We start from the raw sequence: 20302 nt of genomic DNA, 5'->3' as shown, positions 1-20302 counted from the left end.
ATGGAACTCATCGATTTTTTGCACAAGACGCAGCACGACGTGAGGGAGGAAATGTCCGCGCGCGCTGCCGAACCCGGAGGTGAAACGCCGTTCGCCGAGCTTGTATTCACCGAGGTGGTCACCCGCCACATGGCCGACATCGGCATGACGTTCGAGCCCGAAATCTGTCACTACTCGGCCCGCGTTGGAGAGGGCATGCTGCGGCTGAGCGGCTATGCGTTGTCCGAGGACGTCGATCAGCTCGACCTCTACGTCAGCCTCTACGATGGTTGCGACGAACTGGTCGGCATTCCCGATTCCGAGACCACCCGCGCAGCGGAACAGTGTTCCCGCTTTCTAAAACAGTGCGTGGAGGGCGCGCTCTCCGCCAGAATGGACGAATCGCACGACGCGTTCGCGCTCGTCCGGACCATCGAGAAGGCATACACGGACCTCGAGCAGATCCGCATCTACGTCATCACGGACCGCAAGGCAAAGACCCGCAACTTCCAGACGCGCCAGATCCAAGGCAAGACCATCAAGCTGGAAGTGATGGACATCGAACGATTGTTCAATCACTGGCAGAGCGGCAAGCCGCGTGACGAACTCGTCGTGAATTTCGGCGAAGTCTGTGGCGGTTCGCTGCCCTGCGTGTGGGTGTCGGACAGCGAAGCGGAGTACGACTACGCGATGACCGTGTTCCCGGGCGAGGCGCTGCGCTTCCTGTACGAGAAATATGGCCCGCGCATCTTAGAGGCAAACGTGCGTTCCTTCCTCAGCCAGACGAACACCGTTAACAAGGGAATTCGGGACACGCTGCGCGATCAGCCCGAGCGGTTCATGGCCTACAACAATGGCGTGGTCATTGTCGCGGACGAGGCACATCTCGAGCGTGCAGCAGACGGCAGTCCCGGCATAGCGTGGCTCAAGGGGATGCAGGTAGTCAACGGCGGGCAGACCATGGCGTCGATCTTCTTCACCAAGAAGAAGTCGCCCGGGATCGACCTGCGGAAGGTACGTGTGCCCGCGAAGGTCATTGTGCTGCGCCGTTCGGACGAACTCTCGGAGGATGCGCTGATCGCGGACATTTCCCGTTTCGCGAACTCGCAGAGCGCCGTCAAGGGGTCGGATCTTTTCGCGAACAAGCCCTTTCACGTTCAGATGGAAAAGCTGGCCATGACAACCTATTGCCCGGACGGCACCGGACGCTGGTACTACGAGCGCGCGGCCGGCAGCTACAAGGTCATGCTCGATCGCGAAGCAAAATCGGCTGCCGATCTGCGGCGTCTGCAGGACTCGATGCCACCGAGCCGCAAGCTAACGAAGACCGATTTCGCCAAGTATCTTTGCGCTTGGATGCAACGGCCCGACCTGGTCAGTCTTGGTAGCCAGAAGGCCTTCCCGATCTTCATGCGGCAGATGACGCAGGCCGATGACGAGACGCCGATTCTTCCCGACGTTGCAGAGTACAAACAGATGATCGCGAAAGTGATCATCTTCAAGGCAGCGACACGCCTGCTGAGGAATCGCTTCCCGGCATTCAAGGCAAACGTGACTGCCTATACCGTCGCGGTCGTCTCGCTGGTGCTGGGCGGCCGGATCAGTCTCGACGCCATCTGGCAGAAGCAGAGCATCTCGACCGAACTGTCCAACCAGATCGTCGCATGGTCGGACGAGGTGAACGACAGACTGCACCGCACGGCGAACGGCCGGATGCTGTCCGAATGGGCCAAGAAGAAGGAATGCTGGGACATTCTGTCGGCGCATGAGTGGTCCGCGCCGGACGAGAGCATTCCCGAAGTGGTGGCCGCAGGCGCGCGTCCCGTTCTCTAATTGCCTCACAACGCAGTTCCAGGAGCAACAATGGTATTGAAGGATTTTCTCTCGGCCGTGCACGACGAAGTGCGAGACCGGATGGCGGCCGATGCCGCATCGACGGGGGGCATGCCCCAGTTCGCCGAACTCGCGTTCACCGCGGTGTTCGCTCGACATATGGCCGAGCGGGGCATCACCTACGATCCGCAGCCATGCCGCTATTTCGCTTCTGTCGACAACCGGGAGCTTCGGCTCAGCGGATATGCCCTGTCCGATGATCTCCACAGACTCGATGCCTTCGTCAGCCTGTACAACGGCGATGGTGAGCCATGCTCGATCAGCGAGCAGGATGCGCTCGATGCTGCCGCGCAGTGCGGCCGTTTTCTCGAAGGGTCCGCCGACGGCACGCTGGCGGCACACGTCGACGCGTCGCACGACGCATTTCCGCTGATCTCGACCATCGCGGGCGCATGGTCCGGGATGTCGCAAGTGCGCATCCACGTGCTGACCGACATGTGTGCCGGTGCGATGATCCTTCCATCGATCGACATCGCAGGAAGGACCGTGGCCGTCGAGGTCGTGGACATCGAACGCGTCTTCGATCAGCAGCAGGGCGTCGAACTGCAGGCCTGCTTTCGGGCGCTGTCTGCGTTTCGCGAAGAATGGATGACATCGATACAGGCCGATGTGCAGGCCAGCGGAGAAAGCGCGAGCGCCATGTTCGCCGACGATGCCGCCGCCCGCCTGACGGATGCCGAGGAGTTCGCGGACTTTCAGCGTTGTGCGTTTGACGGAACTCTTGTGGGGCATGGTCCCGTGCGTGTGGACGGCCATGCATTCGACGATGCGGATGGCACCTTGGCGCTTATGATCGCCGATTTCTCGGGGGCTGCCGATGTCGAGCATCTCGCGGCCGATGAGGCCCGCGTCCGATTCGACATGCTGGAACGTTTCGCCGCGGCTTCGCTCTGCGGAGAACTATCGATTGACGACAGCCTGGCAGGGACCCCGGTCGCCGGCCTAGCGTCAGACCTTGTTCGCATGCGACCTGTAATCCTGCGTATTCGGATGTACCTGGTGACGGACCGGCTCTCGGACTTCGGCAGCGAACTGCCCGGCAGCGACACGCTGTCGGGCATTGCGCTAGAACGGCACGTATGGGATGCTGCGCGCTTTCACCGCGCTTCGGAATCCGTCAGCGGACGCGACGACTTGGAAGTGGACTTCCGCGTCGACGGTGACACTGGCATTGCGGCATTGCATGCCGGGTCAGCCGGCGACGACTACGAGGGCTACCTCTGTACAATCGCCGGTCCGGTCTTGGCCGCGATTTACGAGCGCCATGGAAGCCGTCTTCTCGAAGGGAACGTCCGGTCCTTCCTCAGCACCAAGGGCAAGATCAACTCGGCCATCCAAGTAACCATTGCCGAGAAACCAATAATGTTCTTCGCGTTTAACAACGGCATTGCAGCAACTGCCGAGGCCGTCGAATTCGATCCGGGCACTTCTCGGATCATCAGGGCGGTCAACCTTCAGATCGTCAATGGCGGTCAGACCACCGCATCGCTAGCGGCCGCATGGCGTGACGGACAGGATCTGTCCAAGGTCTACGTGCAGATGAAGCTGTCGGTGCTGTCGCCGACGCGTGCGGGCGAACTCATACCGCTGATCGCGCGGTTCGCCAACAGCCAGAACAAGGTCAACGAGTCGGACTTTTTCTCGAACCACCCATATCACCACCGGATCGAGCAGCTTTCGCAACGCGTCATGGCCCCTGCGGTGGACGGAGGCGAGCCGACCCGCTGGTACTATGAGCGGTCACGTGGCCAGTATGTGAACGAACAAAAGAATCTCGACAGCAATGGCAAGAAACGCTTCCTCGCACTGAACCCGAAACTGCAGCTGCTGACAAAGATCGATGTCGCAAGATACGAGAATACTTGGAAGGGACTGCCTCACAAGGTCAGCTACGGCGCGCAGAAGAATTTCATCTCTTTCGCCGGCTGGCTAGCGAAGCGGTGGACCGAGAACGACAGCGCATTCGACGAGCTCTATTTCAGGAACTTGGTTGCGATGGCGATTCTGTTCCGCCATACCGAACGCCTGGTCAGCGAGCAGCCCTGGTATGCGGGCGCATACCGCGCCAACCTCGTCACCTACGCCTTGGCCGTGCTCCAGTTCACGGTACTGAAGAGCGGCAAGGGGCGTCAGCTCGATCTGGACGAAATCTGGTGCACGCAGCGTGTTCCCGAAGCGCTCAGTAACCAGATCGCAGCCATTGCCAAGGCCATGCTCGGCGTCCTGACCGACTCGACACGTCCGCGCGCGAACGTGACCGAATGGGCGAAGCAGGAAGCCTGCTGGGAGCGTGCCCGGGCTGCCGCGGTGCCGCTGAGTCAGCAGGTCTTTGACGACCTGGTTGATCCGATCGCGCGCAAGTACGCCGAGGGGAGCGGGGTGCAACAGGTTGGTTACGGAGTCTTCGCGCGAACAGCCGTGTTGGGCATCCGGCCTGCGCAGTGGGAGGAGCTGCGGCAGTGGGGCACCACGAACGCCATGCTCGACGCGCGCGAGGCAGAACTGCTCAGGTCTGCCACCCGCATTCCGAAGTTCGTTCCATCAGTGAAGGAATGCGAGCGCATCTGGACGATCAGGTCGAAACTGATCAAGGAGGGTTTTCATGAACCCCAGACTCGTTTTAACGCCTGATTCTGGTGGTCAGGCCTCCTCGGGCCGGACTTGATCATAGCCGGGCATTCATGGCAATGCGTCGTGCACACGCCATGCCTCAGGGGTCGGCACAAGGGTACTGCGGATCAGGCGGAAATTACAGCTGATGCAGGGTGTAGTTCTGCAAGTCCGACACGCCTTCGCGAAGCAGCCCGCTCCGTATAGTAGCTTCCGTCGGATCGCACATCCACATGCTGATCTGCTGATCCCCGTCATCTGCATGCACCCATGCATCGACCCTGTGCGTGAAACCGCGCGCTCTATGTTTCCTGTCGAGTGCCGCTAGCTTTTTCTGCTCGGCCAGTTGCGCTTTCTGCCATTCCTTGTCGAACGCTTTCAGGGCGCACTGTTCGCATTTTCCATCGCGATGTTTCAATGATGTGTCAGGATCGAACGCTGGGTTATTGCATCCGCGTGTTTGGCATTTGACTATCCGGACGCTGTCGAGAAGGCGGCGGACATCGGCTTCGCTGGCTTGGTTGAACTGTAGTTCGTTGTCGATCACGATCGTGAGACCACCACCGACAAGATTCACGGAAATCTGGAACGGCGAGTTGTACAGCCACACGCATGGTGACACGGAAGCACTCAGTTTGGCGTTGAATGGACCCTCACGAGTATGGACGTAATTCTTCAATGGATTGTCCGGCCCCTTCCGCCGCAATCCGTCCTGAAATTGATTGATCCATTCGTTCTTGTCCATCCGGTTGCCTGTACTTTGCCTCTACATGCACCCGCACACCACGCACGGGACATTAGCGACAATGCTTTGATCATATCATTCAGAGCAAGCCCACACTACGCAGACTGTATGATGGGTTGCTTGCCGGGAGTGCGTAGCTAGGGTCGTAGCTTTATCATACTGCCAAAAATAATTCCTAATGGAAATTTGTGATTTTCCTCGTCATCTTGACGTATTCTCATGGCCTACTTTTCGAGAGCCCGCTGTGTCAGCTTCCCAAATCAGTACGACACCATCCAACACCTTTCTCAGCGAACGGTTCGAGGTGCCTACGGGAGATTTAATGTGCCTTGGTTATCGCGGCTGTATGAAGGCATATCGCTAGGCAGCCTCGTTGCTTTGTCCGTTCTGCACCGGCAGAGTAGTGAGAGTGAAAGTTTTTCAACCCCTGTCCTTAGCTAGATTCTAACTGCCTGATCAACTCTTTTAACGTTTTCAAGGTTGCCTTTGCTTTCCGTCGTAGCGCTAAGGCATCGCGGGTGTATGCGCCGGTTTTTAGAGCATTCTGATTGCCACGAGGCGCACCTGGACTTCTTCCGCCATGCATGCGGCAGCGCTTCTTTCCTTGGATGGGCGGTGACTGGCATGGTGCACCGGATCGCGTTTTCGCGTCGCAGCGAGGTGCTTGATCCGGTTGCATGGGGTTGATTTCACTTTTCACTTTTGCTCCCTGTCGATGCAGGTTGGCCCCCGGCTTGTACCGAGCCGGCCACGACGGCCTGGTCGGCGTTCACGTTAATGTGCTGCACCGTCACCGTTTGCTGGCCGCCGTTCTGCAACCTGTGCAGGGTTAGCAGTGCCTGCTGAAAAACACTCATCATGCGAGCAGCGGAGTTCACCAGTCGCGCCGTCTCGACCGGATTGTCCTGCTCCATTGCACGGTCCATCAGCTTGAAGGCAGCAGCATGCGCGAGGCCAGCTTGGTGGGCCAGCATCTTTGTCAGCGGATCGCTGGAAGCTGTTGCGGCAGCAGCGTCGATACCAAGAGCCAGGACATCGAGGCGGCTTTGCGCCAGCATCTCGGTGCGTGCCAGCGAGGCAGCCAAGGCGGGCGTGTCCGGTGTCGCGAGCGTATCGCGCACCACCCAGCCACCGCGGTCGTGAGGCAGGTCCGCTTCATTCGGCACTACCTCGCCCGTGACGATCGGCGGCAGCACTGTCGGTTGCAGCTGTGCCAAGGCTGCGGCCTCATGATAAGTAGCTTCCACCTGAAATATTGATGCTTGTTCCAGGTTGCCAGCGGCTTCGGCGGCGACAGCCGCTTTCTGTGCGCCCTGTGCTTCCTGCTGCAGCAAGACCACGCGCATCAATTCATTTTTCATGCTCCCTCCAAAAAACTTCAATACATTAAGAACAGCAGTTCGGCCAGGTTGGTAGGCATGATGCAGTCGATGTTCGCCTCCGGCGCCGCGACGACCAAAGTCAGCTATGGCCCGATCAGTCCGGTCAACCAGCCGCGTCGAAGTATCTGCAGCGCTGCAGAACGTTGGTCAGGAAGGCCTGCTTCTCGTTGCAGCGCCAGCCGGGACCCGCATGTGCGCACTCGACGCAGAGTCGACGATCGTCCAGTCGACGGTCGCGCTGGACCATTATTTCGGTCAACTCATCGGCAACCGCTTCATAGCCCAGCCAGATGATGCGAGCCCGGCGCTTAATAAAGCGGTGGCTCTCGACAGCTGCTGCTACATCGGGCGGCAGCATGATCGTGGTCTGCGTGTACCTGCGCAGCGAAGGCGGCAGGTGCATCGGGTCAGCGCCGGCTGTGATGACAGAACCATCGACGTCCGCTAATCGTGCTATTTCGCTAATCACAACCAGTTGGTTCGGCGGCGTGGTGATTGCCTGCGTTGCTAATTCTGCTGATCTGCTAACCGGAGCGTCGCCGGTTAGCGGATTCGCAGGATTAGCACCGCCCGTGGTGCCTGCATTGTCTCGTCCCGGGATGTGCAGGCGGAAGGTCACAGCCGGACCTCCCAAGCCTCATGGCGCTTTTTGCCGTTGTATTCCACGGTGCCTTCCAGTGCGGGGCGCACCAGGTAATGCTCACCGAGCACGTTCATCAGCATGCGCAGCGTTTTAGCCTTGCGCAGCTTGCTGGGGCCGTACTGCGCCATTTCCGGCAGGGTGATGTAGCGCTTGCCGCGTTGGATCAGCCAGGTCCACAGGACCTTCGCCAGTTCGGCCTGTTCATGCTGGGGCTGCACGTTGGACAGGCGCAGGGCTTCACCCAAGTAGAACTCCATCAGGATTGCGGCGCGCTGCATCGCGTCTTCGGTCACGGTGGTTGCTGCGGGATCGTTCATCACCGTGAGGACAGTGGCGATGCGGGCGAGGTGCTCGGCCGCTTTGCTCGCCAGTCCTCGGATCTCGCGCAGTTCACCAGTGATTGCCTGCTCGATCTGGTTGTGCTGGTCGATCCACAGGCCGCGTGCCGCACCAACGATGCGCATCGTCTGAGGCTGCAGTTCGTGAAATTCGTTGATCGGCCAAGTGCCGCCCAGCAGCTGCGTCATGCGCGCCACATAGTTTGCCGCAGCCGGCGTCTCATCAGCACGCTCTTCGCGGAATAGGCGAGTGCCAGCCGTACTCTGCGGGTACGAGATCAGGCAGCGCGAGAACAGCCCTTGGTCCTTCAGGATCGGGTTCTGAAGCCACTGGAAGGCCGCGCGCGGCTGCGCCATCAGATGCAGTGCGACACGGCGACCGTACAGCTTCGAGGCACCGTCGCCAGCGCGCACCCGATCAACCGGCGCGCCGTCCCAGAACAGCGACAAGCCTGCAGCAGTGCGCAGCGAAGCGTCGTCGCTCATGCCGTAACCGCCCAAAAAGCGCCCACCCTCGGCGCTGAAGACGCCGATGCTGGGCAGGCCGTTGTACAACAGCTTGCACAATCCTTCAACGGTCGGATCCGAAGCCAAGAAAACGGCTTCGCGTGGAACCTCGGTCTTTTCCATCTCGGCTTTTGGCAGGCGTTTACGCTCTTCGACAGCTTCGCGCTGTTCGTCGCTTCTGGCCTTCTCGAAGAGTGCGTGCGGGTGCAACGCGAGGCGGTCGACTGCCGACTTGCGCTCGCCCGATTCCGCGACGCTGATCACGTACAGGCTGGTGGGCACGATCGCACCGTGCGGCAGCTGGACGTTCGCATACGGCTGCACGGCGAGGCTGGCGGCAGCCAGCAGAGAGTTACCGACGAGGGCATCGGGTGCCTGGGTGCAGCGCTGGATCACGTGACCGTAGTCTGCCATCACGGCCGGCAGCGCATCCATAGGGAAGGGTGCTGCGGGCGGCAGTTCGACGACCAGCGGCAACGGTTCGTCCGGCCAGCCATCGGTGGGCGGCGTCCCGAGGACATTCATCAGTGATAGGGTCATTCAGCTTCTCCTTGATAGACATTGAGCCAGTCTGCGCCGGCGTTAGTGGGGACGAGAATGCGGACTTCCAGCCCGGCCGCTGCGGCCCGTGCTGCCAGCGCGTTGGCGGCAGCCTGGCCGACACCAGACAGATCGTTGTCTGCGAAGATCACCAAGTGCTCGAGCTTGGGCGGCCAGTTGAACGTCTTGATGCCGTTGGCGCTCACGCAGCTCCAGGTCGGCACCTGCGCCCCGAGCCAACAGGCCAGGGCCGTTTCAATGCCTTCGGCGACACCCACAGTCAGCTTGCCCGCGATGACTTCCGGCGGGCGCAGCTTGATGGACGCGCCAGCGATGGTCGCGCTCGCGCGAGTCAGCTTTTTCGGGGTCTCGACCGCTGCCTTGTGGCCGTCCCCCGTAATGAATGTCCGGTGCAGGGCGAGCAGCTGGCCGTCCTTGTCGGTCACTGCACCCAGCATGACCGGGAAGCGCCCGCGCTCGACATCTCCGTCGTAGTAGGGCAGGACGGACATGCGCAGCGAGCACGGGTAGTCGGTCAGACCCAGTCCGCGGTTCTGCAGGTAGGTTCCGACGGGCGACTGTGCTTTGATGGAAGCCGCACGGTCCCAGGTGCGAGCATTGATATGCGCACGCTCCTGCAATTCTTCTTCGACGGCAACACCATTGCTGCGCGAGGTACGCGGCGTGATGTACCGCGTTCCCAAGATGGTGTGTCGCTCCGGCCAGCAGCCCTGGACGCCCTGGCGCCAGCAGCCGAAATAGTAAACCCCGTTGCCTGCGGCATACACCCAGCCGCTCGTGTCGGATGGCCTGCTGTTTGTGGAGAAGCGGGTGAAGCCATCAGGATCAATATGCTCGGGTGCCGCGCCGACGGTTTGCAGGATCGCCACGCGGAGCTGGGCTGGGTAAAGGTCAGGATAGGCCGCGTACATTAGAGCGAGCCCTCCATGGCGCGCTTTGCGTCGAAGGCGTCGAGGTCGGCGTTATCCCAAGCAGTAACGCCAGCGCTCAGTTTGATGGGCTTGGGAAAATGACCGGCAGCGACCCAGCGCCAGATCGTGGCCCGAGATACTGGATAACGGCCCGGGCGGCCGCGGGTGGATGCAACTTGAGTGATGCGGGAATAGACCTTTGCCATCGTTTGACCCTCTCTGCGTCGTGACGTGACGCGCTGAGAGAATTTTCCTGCAGCAATCGACTTTTTCCTGCATCTAAAATTCGGGACTGAACTGGCTTCAGTCCTGACTTTGATCAAAAAAACAGGACTGAAGCCAGTTCAGTCCCGAATTTTTTTTGCGGCGGCTAAGATCTTGCGAATGTAGCTGGGGTCGCAATCGAATTTTGCTGAGAGCTTCTTTTGCACTCCCCAGATCTTGTTTGGCCAGCCGAGTTCTTTCGCAGCGGCTACGACAGCCTTTTTGTCAATCGCCGTCTCTGCCCGCGTTTCGCCGCTCTTTTTCCCGCCATTGCTGCCGCGGCGCTTCGTCAGCATTTGCGGCAGCTCGTGGAGGCCGATCATCTGCCAGCCGGCGAGAAGCGACGACGCATCAGCGAGGTATCCCATTCGCTCTTCGTCGGGCGACTGAGGTGCTACAGCGTGATTGAGACGAATAACGATCAGCATGTAGAAGTTCGCTTCACGCTGTCGCTCGTTCATTTCTGCCGGATCGTCGATGTCGAGAACTTCATCGAAGAGACGATAAACCTCCGCCAGCGAATTAAAATGTGTCCTGAGCCTCAATCTTGCGGCTGCTAGCATTTCGCGGACCGCTTTCTTTACCTCGCGGTGAGGTACGCCGGGATAGACCAATGGACAGCGGAAGCCCTTGAATTGCACCGACTCCGGTTTGACACCAAACTCTGGAATAAGCAAGTAGTTGTCAGGATCCAGTTCGTCGACACGCCATTCAGCCCACTCGTCGATTTTGTTCTTATCGTTATCCGTCTCGTTGTTCATCGTTCCAGTTCAGGTCTTAGTTTTTAGGTACGGCACTCAAAAATGACGCCCAATCAGCCATCAGGCGCCGGCGTTTGTCGAACAGATCCGAACGCTGGTAGGCTGCTTCGGTTTCATTGCCGATGGCATGTGCCAAGGCCATTTCCCGCACATCAGCCGGATAGCTTGTCGACGCTGCGCACCACGAAGAGAACGATGCGCGAAAGCCATGCGGAACTGCATCCACCCCTATTCGTCGAACTACAGCAGATAGCGACATGTCAGACAGGGGCTTGCCAGCGATACGACCAGGGAAGATGAATGCTTCCTCGTTGATGCGGGGCAGCATGTCCAATAGCTCGAGCGTGGGCATCGACAAGGGTACTCGGTGCGGCCGACCGGACTTCATGCGCGGCCCAGGGATGTGCCAGGTGTTTGTGATTCTGTCGATTTCGGTCCACTTAGCCAGCCGGGCCTCACCAGATCTTGTGGCCGTCAGTATCACAAACTCCAAGCAACGCGCACTGATCCCTTCGATCTGACGCAACTCTGTCATGAAAGCTGGAAGAGCTGCCTCGTCGAGTGCGCGGTGGTTCTTTACCGGCGCTACCGTCGAGCGCTTGGCTAGTAGCTTGTCGAGGTTGCCCTTCCATCGTGCAGGGTTTTCGCTTTGGCGGTATTTCATTGCAGTTGCCCAGTCGAGAACCAGTTCGATGCGGCTACGTACACGGTTGATAGTTTCGTTCTTCGTCAGCCAATACGGCTTGATAACACTGAGGACATGGTCAATTCCGATGGCGCTGACAGGAAGCTCGCCTATAAGCGGGTACACGTACTTTTCGAGTGTACTTGGCCACTGTTGGGCGTGCTTGGCACTGCGCCAACCTGGTGCCATTGAGCGGATGTATTCTTCCGCACAACACCGGAAGGTCCACGACAGCGCCAACTCCTCGCGCTGCTGTTGAATCAACAACGCACGCGCAGCGGCACGAGCGGCAACCGGGTCGATGCCACTCACGATATTGTCTCGGTGTTCCTGAGCCTTCTGTCGGGCAAGAGCGAGGCCAATTGCAGGATATGGTCCCAGTCCAATCTCGCGGCGTTTGGTTCCGACCATCACGCGCAATAACCACGAGCGCGCGCCCGTTTTGGAAATTTGCAGCAATAGGCCAGGCACCCCGCCGACAGAGTGGTATCCGGGCTTCGTCAAGCGCTTGATGTCGAGCGGTCCGAGTTCCTTGGCAAGACGCGGCACGAAAGCCCCCCATTCAACCCCCCAAAGGGTTTGTGATTGAATGCTAACGTTTGAGACGGTTTGTTGCAAGTAAATTTGGAACAGGTCGATCATTCCACATGTGCGCACCTGAAACGAGGCAGAGCGGTGCGTTGCTGGATGAGTAAATGGCAGACACCGTCTCCGCCAAGTTTGAGAGAAAAAGCCACCGCAAGGTGGCTTTTTTTCGTCCGTCTTCATAGCAGAAAGCGGCTGAAACGTCCTCCGGTGAGCTCTGCGAAAAGCCGGTTCAATCCAGCTCAGGCGTGGGATCTTTTACACCAAGCAGCTTGGCGATCTCCGGCAGGCATGACCCGCAGTTGCCGCCTGCCTTGAGGCAAGCCGTTACCTGCGCGGTCGTCTCGAGCTTGCGTTCGCGGATCGCGGTGCAGATTGTGTTGCGTCCGACACCGAAGCAAGAGCAGACCGTCGGCCCCGGATCCGGTCCGCCTTGCGGCCCGCGGCCGGCCAGCAGCGTGGCGCGCTCGGCCGGCGCCAGCGTCCCCTGTGTGAACAGGCCGGCCAGCCACTGGCGCGGCGGCAGTCTGGCTCCGCGGCGCGCGACGAACACGCAGGCTTCCAGTCTGCCGTCGACAACATGCGCAGCGCGGTAGGCGCCGGCGCCGGCGTCGTCGTACTCGATCCAGTCGGCGTCCTCGCGCACGCCCATCAGCTCTCGCGCCCAGCCGGCATGCGCCGGGCCCCGGCCGCCGAGCTCATAGCGCACGAAGCCATCGCCTTGAACGCGCGTCCAGTTGGCGACGCCGTCCACCGCCAGCGCGGTGCGGCTCAGCACGAATGCCTGCCACTCCACCACGAAGGGTTCGACCCGCACCGGCGTGTGCTTGAATTCCGGCTCGCCCGAGACCGGATCGACGACCGGGTTGACCACGGCGCCGACGCGCGCGTCCGACGCAGTCTGGCCGCTCCAGTGGATCGGCGCAAACACGCTGCCGCGTGCGATACCGCCGCTGTGCGTGACGCGCGCGACCATCGCGCCCCAGCGGCTGGTGACGCGCGCCAGTTCCCCTTCGCGCACGCCGCACAGCAGGGCATCGTTCGGGTGCAAGTCGATGAAGGGTTCCGGCGTGTGGCCGGCCAGACGCGGCGACTTGCCGGTGCGCGTCATCGTGTGCCACTGGTCGCGCAGGCGGCCGGTGTTGAGCGCCAGCGGAAATTCCTCGTCGACCGCATGCACCGGGACCCGCGGGGCGGTCGCAATGAAGCGTGCGCGGCCGCTCTCGTGCGCGAAGCGGTCGTCGGCGAACAGGCGCTTCGTCCCTGTCATCGCGCCTTCCGCGTCGCGCAGCACCGGCCACTGGATCGGCTCGAGCGCGTCATAGGCCTGGCGGCTCATGCCGGCCATGCCCGAGAGGTCGAACACGCGGCGTCCGGCCTCGTCCTCCAGCTTGCGCCAGCTGGAAAGCCGCGCGTGCTCGTCGAAAATCGCGTGGGCGCCGTCGTAGTCGAAACCGGCAAAACCCATGCGCCGCGCGACTTCGCACAATGCCCACCAGTCGGCACGCGCTTCGCCCGGCGCCGGCAGGAAGGCGCGCTGGCGCGAGATGCAGCGCTCGGAGTTGGTCACCGTGCCATCCTTTTCGCCCCAGCCCAGCGCCGGCAGCAGCACATCGGCGTAGGCGGTGGTGTCGGTGGCGCCGACGATGTCGCTGACCACGACCAGTTCGCATCTGTCGAGCGCGCGCCGCACCTGGTCGGCGTCGGGCAGGCTGACCAGCGGATTGGTCGCGATGATCCACACAGCCTTCACGGTGCCCGCTTCCAGTGCGCGGAACAGGTCGACCGCTTTCAGGCCGGGTCTGGATGCAATGCGCGGCGACTCCCAGAAGCTGCGCACGGCCTCGCGCTGCAGCGGCTTGTCGAGGTCCATGTGGGCGGCCAGCATGTTGGCGAGGCCGCCAACTTCGCGGCCGCCCATCGCGTTGGGTTGGCCGGTCAGCGAGAACGGGCCCATCCCGGGGTGCCCGATGCGGCCCGTGAGCAGGTGGCAGTTGATGATCGCGTTGACCTTGTCGGTGCCGCTGGAGGACTGGTTCACGCCTTGCGAGAACGCGGTGACCACCTTATTTGTAGCGGCAAAGCCCTGGTAGAAAGCGAGCAGCGTGGGCAGGTCGATGCGGCAGGCGCGGGCGACCTGGGCCGGATCGCTGCAATCGACGTCGGCGGTGGCCAGCGCGGCATCGAAGCCTTCGGTATGCGCCGCGACGTAGGCGGCATTTCCGTGGCCGTGCCTGGCCAGGTAGCTGAGCAGGCCATTGAACAGCCAGACGTCGGTGCCCGGCTTGATCGGCAAGTGCAGGTCGGCCGACTCGGCGCTTGCGGTGCGGCGAGGGTCGACCACCACGACCTGGAGCGCCGGCCGCGCGTCTTTCGCCTGCAGGATGCGCTGGAACAGGATCGGATGGCACCAGGCCGTGTTCGAGCCCACCAGCACGATCATGTCGGCCAGCCCGAAGTCCTCGTAGCAGCCGGGCACCAGGTCTTCACCGAAGGCGCGCTTGTGGCCGGCCACGCTGGACGACATGCACAGGCGCGAATTGGTGTCGATGTTCGCGCTGCCAACATAGCCCTTCATGAACTTGTTCGCGACGTAGTAATCTTCGGTCAGCAGCTGGCCGGAGACGTACAGGGCCACCGCATCCGGTCCGTGCTCGGCGATGATCGAAGCAAAGCCGCGGGCAACGCGGGTCAGGGCTTCGTCCCAGCCGGCCGGGCGCATGGCGCCGTTCTCGCGCACGAGCGGATGCAGCAGGCGGCCGTCGAGGTCCAGCGTCTCGCCGAGCGCTGCGCCCTTGACGCACAGGCGGCCCTGGTTCGCCGAGTGCGCGGCGTCGCCGGCGATGATCGGGATCGTACCGGGGCGCACGGTGGCGGTCACGCCGCAGCCGACGCCGCAATAGGGACAGGTGGTGCGCACGGTTGGCACGGGCAGGGTCATGTCCATGGTCTTCCTTCTTTCATGTGGCGGGCCCGCAGAGTGCTTCGCCAAACAGCAGGCGGTCACGAAAAGCCGTTACGTCGGCGGCGCGCTGGATCAGATCGAAATACCAGGGGCCGTCGCCGACGTCGCCCACCAGCACCGCGCCGGTGACGCGTGGTCCCTCGAGCACCAGGCGTTTGTAGACACCGCTGTGACGGTCGCGCAGCACCAGCTCTTCGCTGCCGGCGCCGCCGGCGATGTCCCCGGCCGAGTACAGGTCGATACCGGTCACTTTCAGTTTGGTCGCGGTGGCTGCCTGCACATAGCGGCGGTGGCCGGCGCCGGCCAGGTGGGCGGCGCAGACGCGGGCCTGTTCCCATACCGGTGCGACCAGGCCGAAGGTGGCGCGCCGGTGCTGGACGCACTCGCCGACCGCGTAGATGCGCGGGTCATAGGTTTGCAGCGTATCGTCGACCACGATGGCGCGCTCGCAATGCAGGCCGGCTTCGCGGCCCAGGGCCACGTTCGGACGTACGCCGGCGGCCATCACGACCAGGTCGGCCTTCAATTCGCTGCCGTCGGCGAAACGCACGCTCTCGACCTTGCCCTCGCCCGCGATTGCACTGGTCTGGGCGCCCAACAGGATGCGCAGGCCTGCGCGCTCGAGCGAGTCCTTCAGCAGGCGACCGGCTTCGCCGTCGAGCTGCTGGTTCATCAGGCTCGCGGCCAGATGCACGACGGTGACGTCCATCCCGCGCCGCATCAGGGCGTGCGCCCCTTCGAGGCCGAGCAAGCCGCCGCCGATGACGATCGCGCGTCCACCCTGGCGGGCAGCGGCGAGCATGATGTCGACATCGTGCAGGTCGCGAAAGCCGACCACGCCCGGCAAGGTGTTGCCGGGAATCGGCAGTACGAAGGGTGTCGAACCGGTTGCCAGCAGCAGGCGGTCATACGGCGCTTGCATGCCAGAACGGGCAATGACGACGCGGCGCTTGCGGTCGATGCGCAGCACCGGGTCGCCCGCGTGCAGGGTAATGCCGTTTTCGACATACCAGGGACGCGGATGGAGCATGATCTCGTCGACGTTCTTGTCGCCCGCCAGCAGCGGGGAGAGCAGCACACGGTTGTAGTTCCCGTGCGGCTCGGCGCCGAAGACGGTGATGTCGTAGAGGCCGGCGTCGAGTTTCAACAGCTCTTCGACCGTGCGCATGCCTGCCATGCCGTTGCCGATGACGACCAGGCGCGGCTTCATGCTGCAACCCAGACAGTGCCCTGGTCGACCCGCACCGGGTAACTGTTCACCGAGTGCGCCGGCGCTTCCAGGCATTCGCCGGTTGCAAGATCGAAGTGGTGCTTGTAGATGGGCGAGGCAACCACAATCCGTTCGCCCAGGCTGCCGACCAGCCCACGCGAGAGCACGGCCGCGTTCGAATTCGGATCGTAGTTATCGATGGCGAAGAGCGTTTCAAGGCCGACGCGGAACACGGCTACCTGGCGCCCGTTGAGCAGGGCGCACACGCCGGTGTCGGGAACGATCTCGTCGAACGCGCAGACTGCGCTCCAGTGGTGCAATTGGCTTGCTTGCGAATCCCGGTGCATGGTCGGCTCCTCAATGCGCCACGACGATGGGAATCGTGCGGCGGCGTTCTTCGATGGTGGCGGGACGGACCTGGCCGCGTTCCGGCATGAAGACGACGTTGTCGTCCTTCGCTTCGCTATTGATGAAATGGCGGAAACGCTTGCGCACCTCCGGATCCTCCACCGCGTTCTTCCACTCGCAGGCATAGGTGTCGACCACGGCCTGCATGTCGGCTTCGAGTTCGGCGCCGATGCCGAGTTTGTCCTCGACCACGACCTGCTTCAGGTAGTCCAGGCCGCCCTCGAGGTGCTCGCGCCAGGTGCTGGTGCGCTGCAGGCGGTCGCCGGTGCGGACATAGAACATCAGGAAGCGGTCGACTAGTGTCACCACCGTCGCTTCGTCCAGGTTCGAGGCCAGCAGTTCCGCGTGGCGCGGCTTCATGCCGCCGTTGCCGCACACGTACAGGTTCCAGCCCTTGTCGGTGGCGATCAGGCCGACGTCCTTGCCCTGGGCCTCGGCGCATTCGCGCGTGCAGCCGGACACGCCGAATTTCACCTTGTGCGGCGTGCGCAGGCCCTTGTAGCGGTGTTCCAGTGCAATCGCAAAGGCAGCGCTGTCGCCGACACCGTAGCGGCACCAGGTCGAGCCGACGCAGGATTTCACTGTCCGCAGCGACTTGCCGTAAGCGTGGCCGGACTCGAAGCCGGCCGCGATCAGCTCTTCCCAGATCGGCGGCAGCTGGTCGACGCGGGCGCCGAACAGGTCGACGCGCTGGCCACCGGTGATCTTGGTGTACAGGCCGTACTTCTTGGCGATCGTGCCGACCGCGATCAAACCGTCGGCCGTGACTTCACCGCCCGGCATGCGCGGCACCACCGAGTAGGTGCCGTCCTTCTGGATATTGCCGAGGAAGTAGTCGTTCGAATCCTGCAGGCTCGCGTGTTCCGGCTTGAGCACGAAATCATTCCAGGTCGAGGCCAGGATATTCGCGGCGACCGGCTTGCAGATGTCGCAGCCCAGGCCCGTGCCGTGGCGCGAAAGCAGTTCGCCGAAACTCTTGATGCGGCCGATGCGCACGAGGTGATGCAGCTCCTGGCGCGTATGATTGAAGTGTTCGCACAGTGCGCGGCTGACGGCGATACCCTGCCTGGCCAGTTCGGCCGTGAGCACTTGCGTGACCAACGGGACGCAGCCGCCACAGGCGGTGCCAGCGCTGGTGCATTTTTTCAGGGCGCCGATGCTGGTCGCCCCATCCTGCACGGCCGCGCACAGGGTGGCTTTCGAGATGTCGTTGCAGGAGCAGATCTGGGCCGAATCGGGCAGCGCGTCGACGCCCAGGCCGCGCCTGGGCAGGGCGCCTGCTTGCGGCAGGATCAGGCTTTCCGGGAATTCCGGCAGTTCGATGCCGTTCAGGGCCATCTGCAGCAGGGTTCCGTACTCGGCGGCGTCACCGACCAGCACCGCGCCCAGCAGCCGCTTGCCACAATCGCTGACGACCAGCTTTTTATAGGTCTGGCGACGCTCGTCCAGGTACTGGACGCTGCGGCTGCCGGACGTCGCCCCATGGGCGTCGCCGATGCTGGCCACGTCCACGCCCATCAGTTTGAGCTTGGTGCTCAGGTCCGCGCCGGCAAAGCCGCCCGGTGCGCCCAGCAGGTGGCGCGCAGCGGTGCGCGCCATGTCGTAGCCCGGCGCCACCAGGCCGAACAGCTGGCCCTTCCATGCGGCACACTCGCCGACAGCATAGATGTGGGGGTCGGAGGTGAGGCAATCGTCGTCGATGGCGACGCCCCCGCGCGGGCCGAGCGCCAGTGCGCTGGCGCGGGCCAGCTCGTCGCGTGGGCGGATGCCGGCCGAAAAAACGATCATGTCGGTATCGAGATGGGTGCCGTCGGCAAATTCCATCCGGTGCCTGGCGTTTTGCCCGTCGACGATCGCCAGCGTGTTCTTGCCGGTGTGGACCGTGACGCCAAGCTCCTCGATACGGCGGCGCAGCACGCCGGCGCCCGGATCGTCGACCTGGACCGCCATCAGGCGCGGCGCGAACTCGACGACGTGGGCTTCCAGGCCCAGGTCGCGCAGCGCTTTGGCGCATTCCAGGCCAAGCAGGCCGCCGCCGATGACGACACCGGTGCGCGAACGGGCGCCGCATTCGCGCATCGCTTCCAGGTCTTCGATGGTGCGGTACACGAAGCAGTCGGCGCGCTCGCGGCCCGGAACTGGCGGCACGAAGGGCGCGGAACCGGTGGCCAGGACCAGCTTGTCGTAGAACAGTACTTCACCGCCGGCCAGGGTGACGGCACGGGCGGCGCGGTCGATGGCGACCACTTTCGCGTTCAGTTTCAGCGCCAGGTTGGCGCGGTCGAAGAAGCCGGGTGCGACCAGCGACAGGTCGTCGGCCGTCTTCCCGGCGAAGAAGTCGGACAGGTGCACGCGGTCGTAAGCCGGACGCGGCTCTTCGCCGAGCACCGTGATGTGCACGTGCGGCGCCACCGCGGCGAGCGACTCGACAAATTTGTGGCCAACCATGCCGTGGCCGATGACGATGATGTCCATGCTGTTCTCCTTACGCGCTGGCCGCTGCGGGATCGGCGGCGCCAGCATTGACGGCGGTACTGCTGAAACGGGCGCCGAGTGCGCACAGGCTGGCGACGACCACGAGGCCGCCGAGGATCGTCAGGGTCTGGCGCACGTCGCCGGTACCTTTCATGAGAAAGCCCGCCAGCACCGCGCCGACATTGCCGCCGGCGCCGACGATGCCTGCCACGCCGCCGAGCGCCTTGGGTGCGACGAAGGGCACCAGCGCGTAGGTCGCCCCGCAAGCCATGTGGGTGAACAGGCCGAAGATCAGCATCGCCAGCAGGGCAAAGGCGACGCCTTCGGCGTTCGCGAACCAGAGCAGGCCCAGGCCTTCGCCGATCATCAGTACGAACAGGACCGTGACACGGCTGTTGAGGTCACCGCCCGCTCTTCCTGCGCTGCGGTCCGACAGCCAGCCGCCCAGGGCACGGGCAAACAGCGCCAGCAGGCCGAAGCTCCCGGCCGCCATGCCGGCCGCGCCCAGCGAGAGACCGTAGTGGTCGACGTAATAGATGGCGGCGATGTTGTGGATGAAGATCTCGATGCCGAAGCAGGCGCCGTAGGTGACGAACAGGAGCCAGGCGCGGTGATTGCGGCAGGCTGCCTTGAAACTCGCCAGGCCGCCCTTGCCGCCGCCCTCGAACGGGATACCGGCCGCGCGCAGCTCGCTGAAGTTGCCCGCCGGGCAATCCTGCGTATAGCGCCAGTAGACGACGGACATGAGCAGCATCGCCACGCCCGGCACCACCAGCGCCAGGCGCCAGCCCAGCGTTTCGCTGACGCCCGCCATGACGAGTGCGCCCAGCAGCAGCGGCATGGCGGCCTGCGCCGCGCCGCCGCCGGCATTTCCCCAGCCGGCAGCGGCCGCGTTGGCAGTGCCGACGACCCTGGACGAGAACATCACCGAGGTGTGGTACTGGGTAATGACGAAGCTGGCGCCGACCGCCCCGATACCGAGGCGGAACAGGAGAAAGCTTTCGTAGCTCTGCGCGAAGGCAACGCCGAGCACGGGAATCGCGCCCAGGGCCAGCAGGGCGGTATAGGTCTTGCGCGGACCGTAGCGGTCGCACATCGGGCCGACGATAAGGCGCACCAGGATGGTAATGGCGACGGCGGCGATGTTGATGTTGGCGATCTGCGCCACCGACAGGCCGAACTCGCCTTTAATGACCGGCATCAGCGGCGCGCAGGCGAACCAGGCAAAAAAGCAGATGAAAAATGCGACCCAGGTCAGGTGGAAGGCCCGCATCTGGGGCGTATGGAAGTCGGTGAGCGTGATGCTGTTTGCTTTGCTGGTCATGGTATCCCTCGTTCATGAAACAAAAAGGCGTCCGCATCCCGTGGTAGTTTCCAGGG

General features: G+C 62.7%; 16 protein-coding genes. 2 read left to right on the top strand and 14 right to left on the bottom strand.

Annotated elements, in window-relative coordinates; all coding sequences use genetic code 11:
* Positions 1-1812 (top strand): MZA anti-phage system associated AIPR family protein MzaE, encoded by a 1812-nt coding sequence (gene mzaE, locus AC56KZ_RS02660; RefSeq protein WP_497160582.1) that lies wholly within the window; start codon positions 1-3, stop codon positions 1810-1812.
* Between the two features lie 30 nt (positions 1813-1842).
* Positions 1843-4503: an AIPR family protein gene (locus tag AC56KZ_RS02655; protein ID WP_497160581.1), complete on the top strand. Its 2661-nt coding sequence runs from the start codon at positions 1843-1845 to the stop codon at positions 4501-4503.
* Between the two features lie 118 nt (positions 4504-4621).
* Here the strand turns inward: AC56KZ_RS02655 and AC56KZ_RS02650 are convergent, their stop codons facing one another.
* From AC56KZ_RS02650 to AC56KZ_RS02585, 14 genes are all read right to left on the bottom strand, one after another.
* Entirely contained in the window at positions 4622-5227 is a 606-nt protein-coding gene (locus AC56KZ_RS02650) for a hypothetical protein (RefSeq protein WP_497160580.1), read from the bottom strand.
* 433 nt (positions 5228-5660) lie between these two features.
* The gene (locus AC56KZ_RS02645) at positions 5661-5906 is read right to left on the bottom strand and encodes an HGGxSTG domain-containing protein (protein WP_497161203.1); all 246 of its coding nucleotides are present in this window, start codon (positions 5904-5906) and stop codon (positions 5661-5663) included.
* A gap of 10 nt (positions 5907-5916) precedes the next feature.
* A complete protein-coding gene (locus tag AC56KZ_RS02640; protein ID WP_497160579.1) occupies positions 5917-6588 on the bottom strand; it encodes a hypothetical protein in 672 nt (223 codons plus the stop codon).
* A 124-nt stretch (positions 6589-6712) separates the two neighbouring features.
* Positions 6713-7228 (bottom strand): hypothetical protein, encoded by a 516-nt coding sequence (locus AC56KZ_RS02635; protein ID WP_497160578.1) that lies wholly within the window; start codon positions 7226-7228, stop codon positions 6713-6715.
* On the bottom strand, positions 7225-8637 hold the full coding sequence (locus tag AC56KZ_RS02630) for a YfjI family protein (RefSeq protein WP_497160577.1): 1413 nt from the start codon (positions 8635-8637) through the stop codon (positions 7225-7227). The genes AC56KZ_RS02635 and AC56KZ_RS02630 overlap by 4 nt, the downstream gene beginning before the upstream one ends.
* Positions 8634-9527 carry a DUF7146 domain-containing protein gene (locus tag AC56KZ_RS02625; protein ID WP_497160576.1) on the bottom strand — a complete coding sequence of 298 codons (894 nt, stop codon included), beginning with the start codon at positions 9525-9527 and terminating at the stop codon, positions 8634-8636. Before AC56KZ_RS02625 ends, AC56KZ_RS02630 begins: the two co-directional genes overlap by 4 nt.
* A 41-nt stretch (positions 9528-9568) precedes the next feature.
* Complete coding sequence (locus AC56KZ_RS02620; RefSeq protein ID WP_497160575.1) at positions 9569-9775, bottom strand: helix-turn-helix transcriptional regulator; 207 nt, start codon at positions 9773-9775, stop codon at positions 9569-9571.
* A 138-nt stretch (positions 9776-9913) separates the two neighbouring features.
* On the bottom strand, positions 9914-10594 hold the full coding sequence (locus tag AC56KZ_RS02615) for a hypothetical protein (RefSeq protein ID WP_497160574.1): 681 nt from the start codon (positions 10592-10594) through the stop codon (positions 9914-9916).
* A gap of 16 nt (positions 10595-10610) precedes the next feature.
* A complete protein-coding gene (locus AC56KZ_RS02610) occupies positions 10611-11921 on the bottom strand; it encodes a tyrosine-type recombinase/integrase (protein WP_497160573.1) in 1311 nt (436 codons plus the stop codon).
* A gap of 175 nt (positions 11922-12096) precedes the next feature.
* On the bottom strand, positions 12097-14811 hold the full coding sequence (locus tag AC56KZ_RS02605; RefSeq protein ID WP_497160572.1) for a molybdopterin-dependent oxidoreductase: 2715 nt from the start codon (positions 14809-14811) through the stop codon (positions 12097-12099).
* Positions 14812-14824: 13 nt separating this feature from the next.
* On the bottom strand, positions 14825-16039 hold the full coding sequence (locus tag AC56KZ_RS02600; RefSeq protein WP_497160571.1) for an NAD(P)/FAD-dependent oxidoreductase: 1215 nt from the start codon (positions 16037-16039) through the stop codon (positions 14825-14827).
* Positions 16036-16386, bottom strand: coding sequence for a nitrite reductase small subunit NirD (gene nirD, locus AC56KZ_RS02595; RefSeq protein ID WP_497160570.1), 351 nt, complete (start codon positions 16384-16386; stop codon positions 16036-16038). Before nirD ends, AC56KZ_RS02600 begins: the two co-directional genes overlap by 4 nt.
* Positions 16387-16396: 10 nt before the next feature.
* Positions 16397-18922, bottom strand: coding sequence for a nitrite reductase large subunit NirB (nirB, locus tag AC56KZ_RS02590; protein ID WP_497160569.1), 2526 nt, complete (start codon positions 18920-18922; stop codon positions 16397-16399).
* A 10-nt stretch (positions 18923-18932) separates the two neighbouring features.
* On the bottom strand, positions 18933-20246 hold the full coding sequence (locus AC56KZ_RS02585; RefSeq protein WP_497160568.1) for an MFS transporter: 1314 nt from the start codon (positions 20244-20246) through the stop codon (positions 18933-18935).
* Between the last annotated feature and the right edge of the window lie 56 nt (positions 20247-20302).

This window comes from Telluria sp. LT2P34, assembly GCF_059685915.1.
Note: the sequence above shows the minus strand (reverse complement) of the source record. Positions and strands in the feature narration are given on the sequence as shown.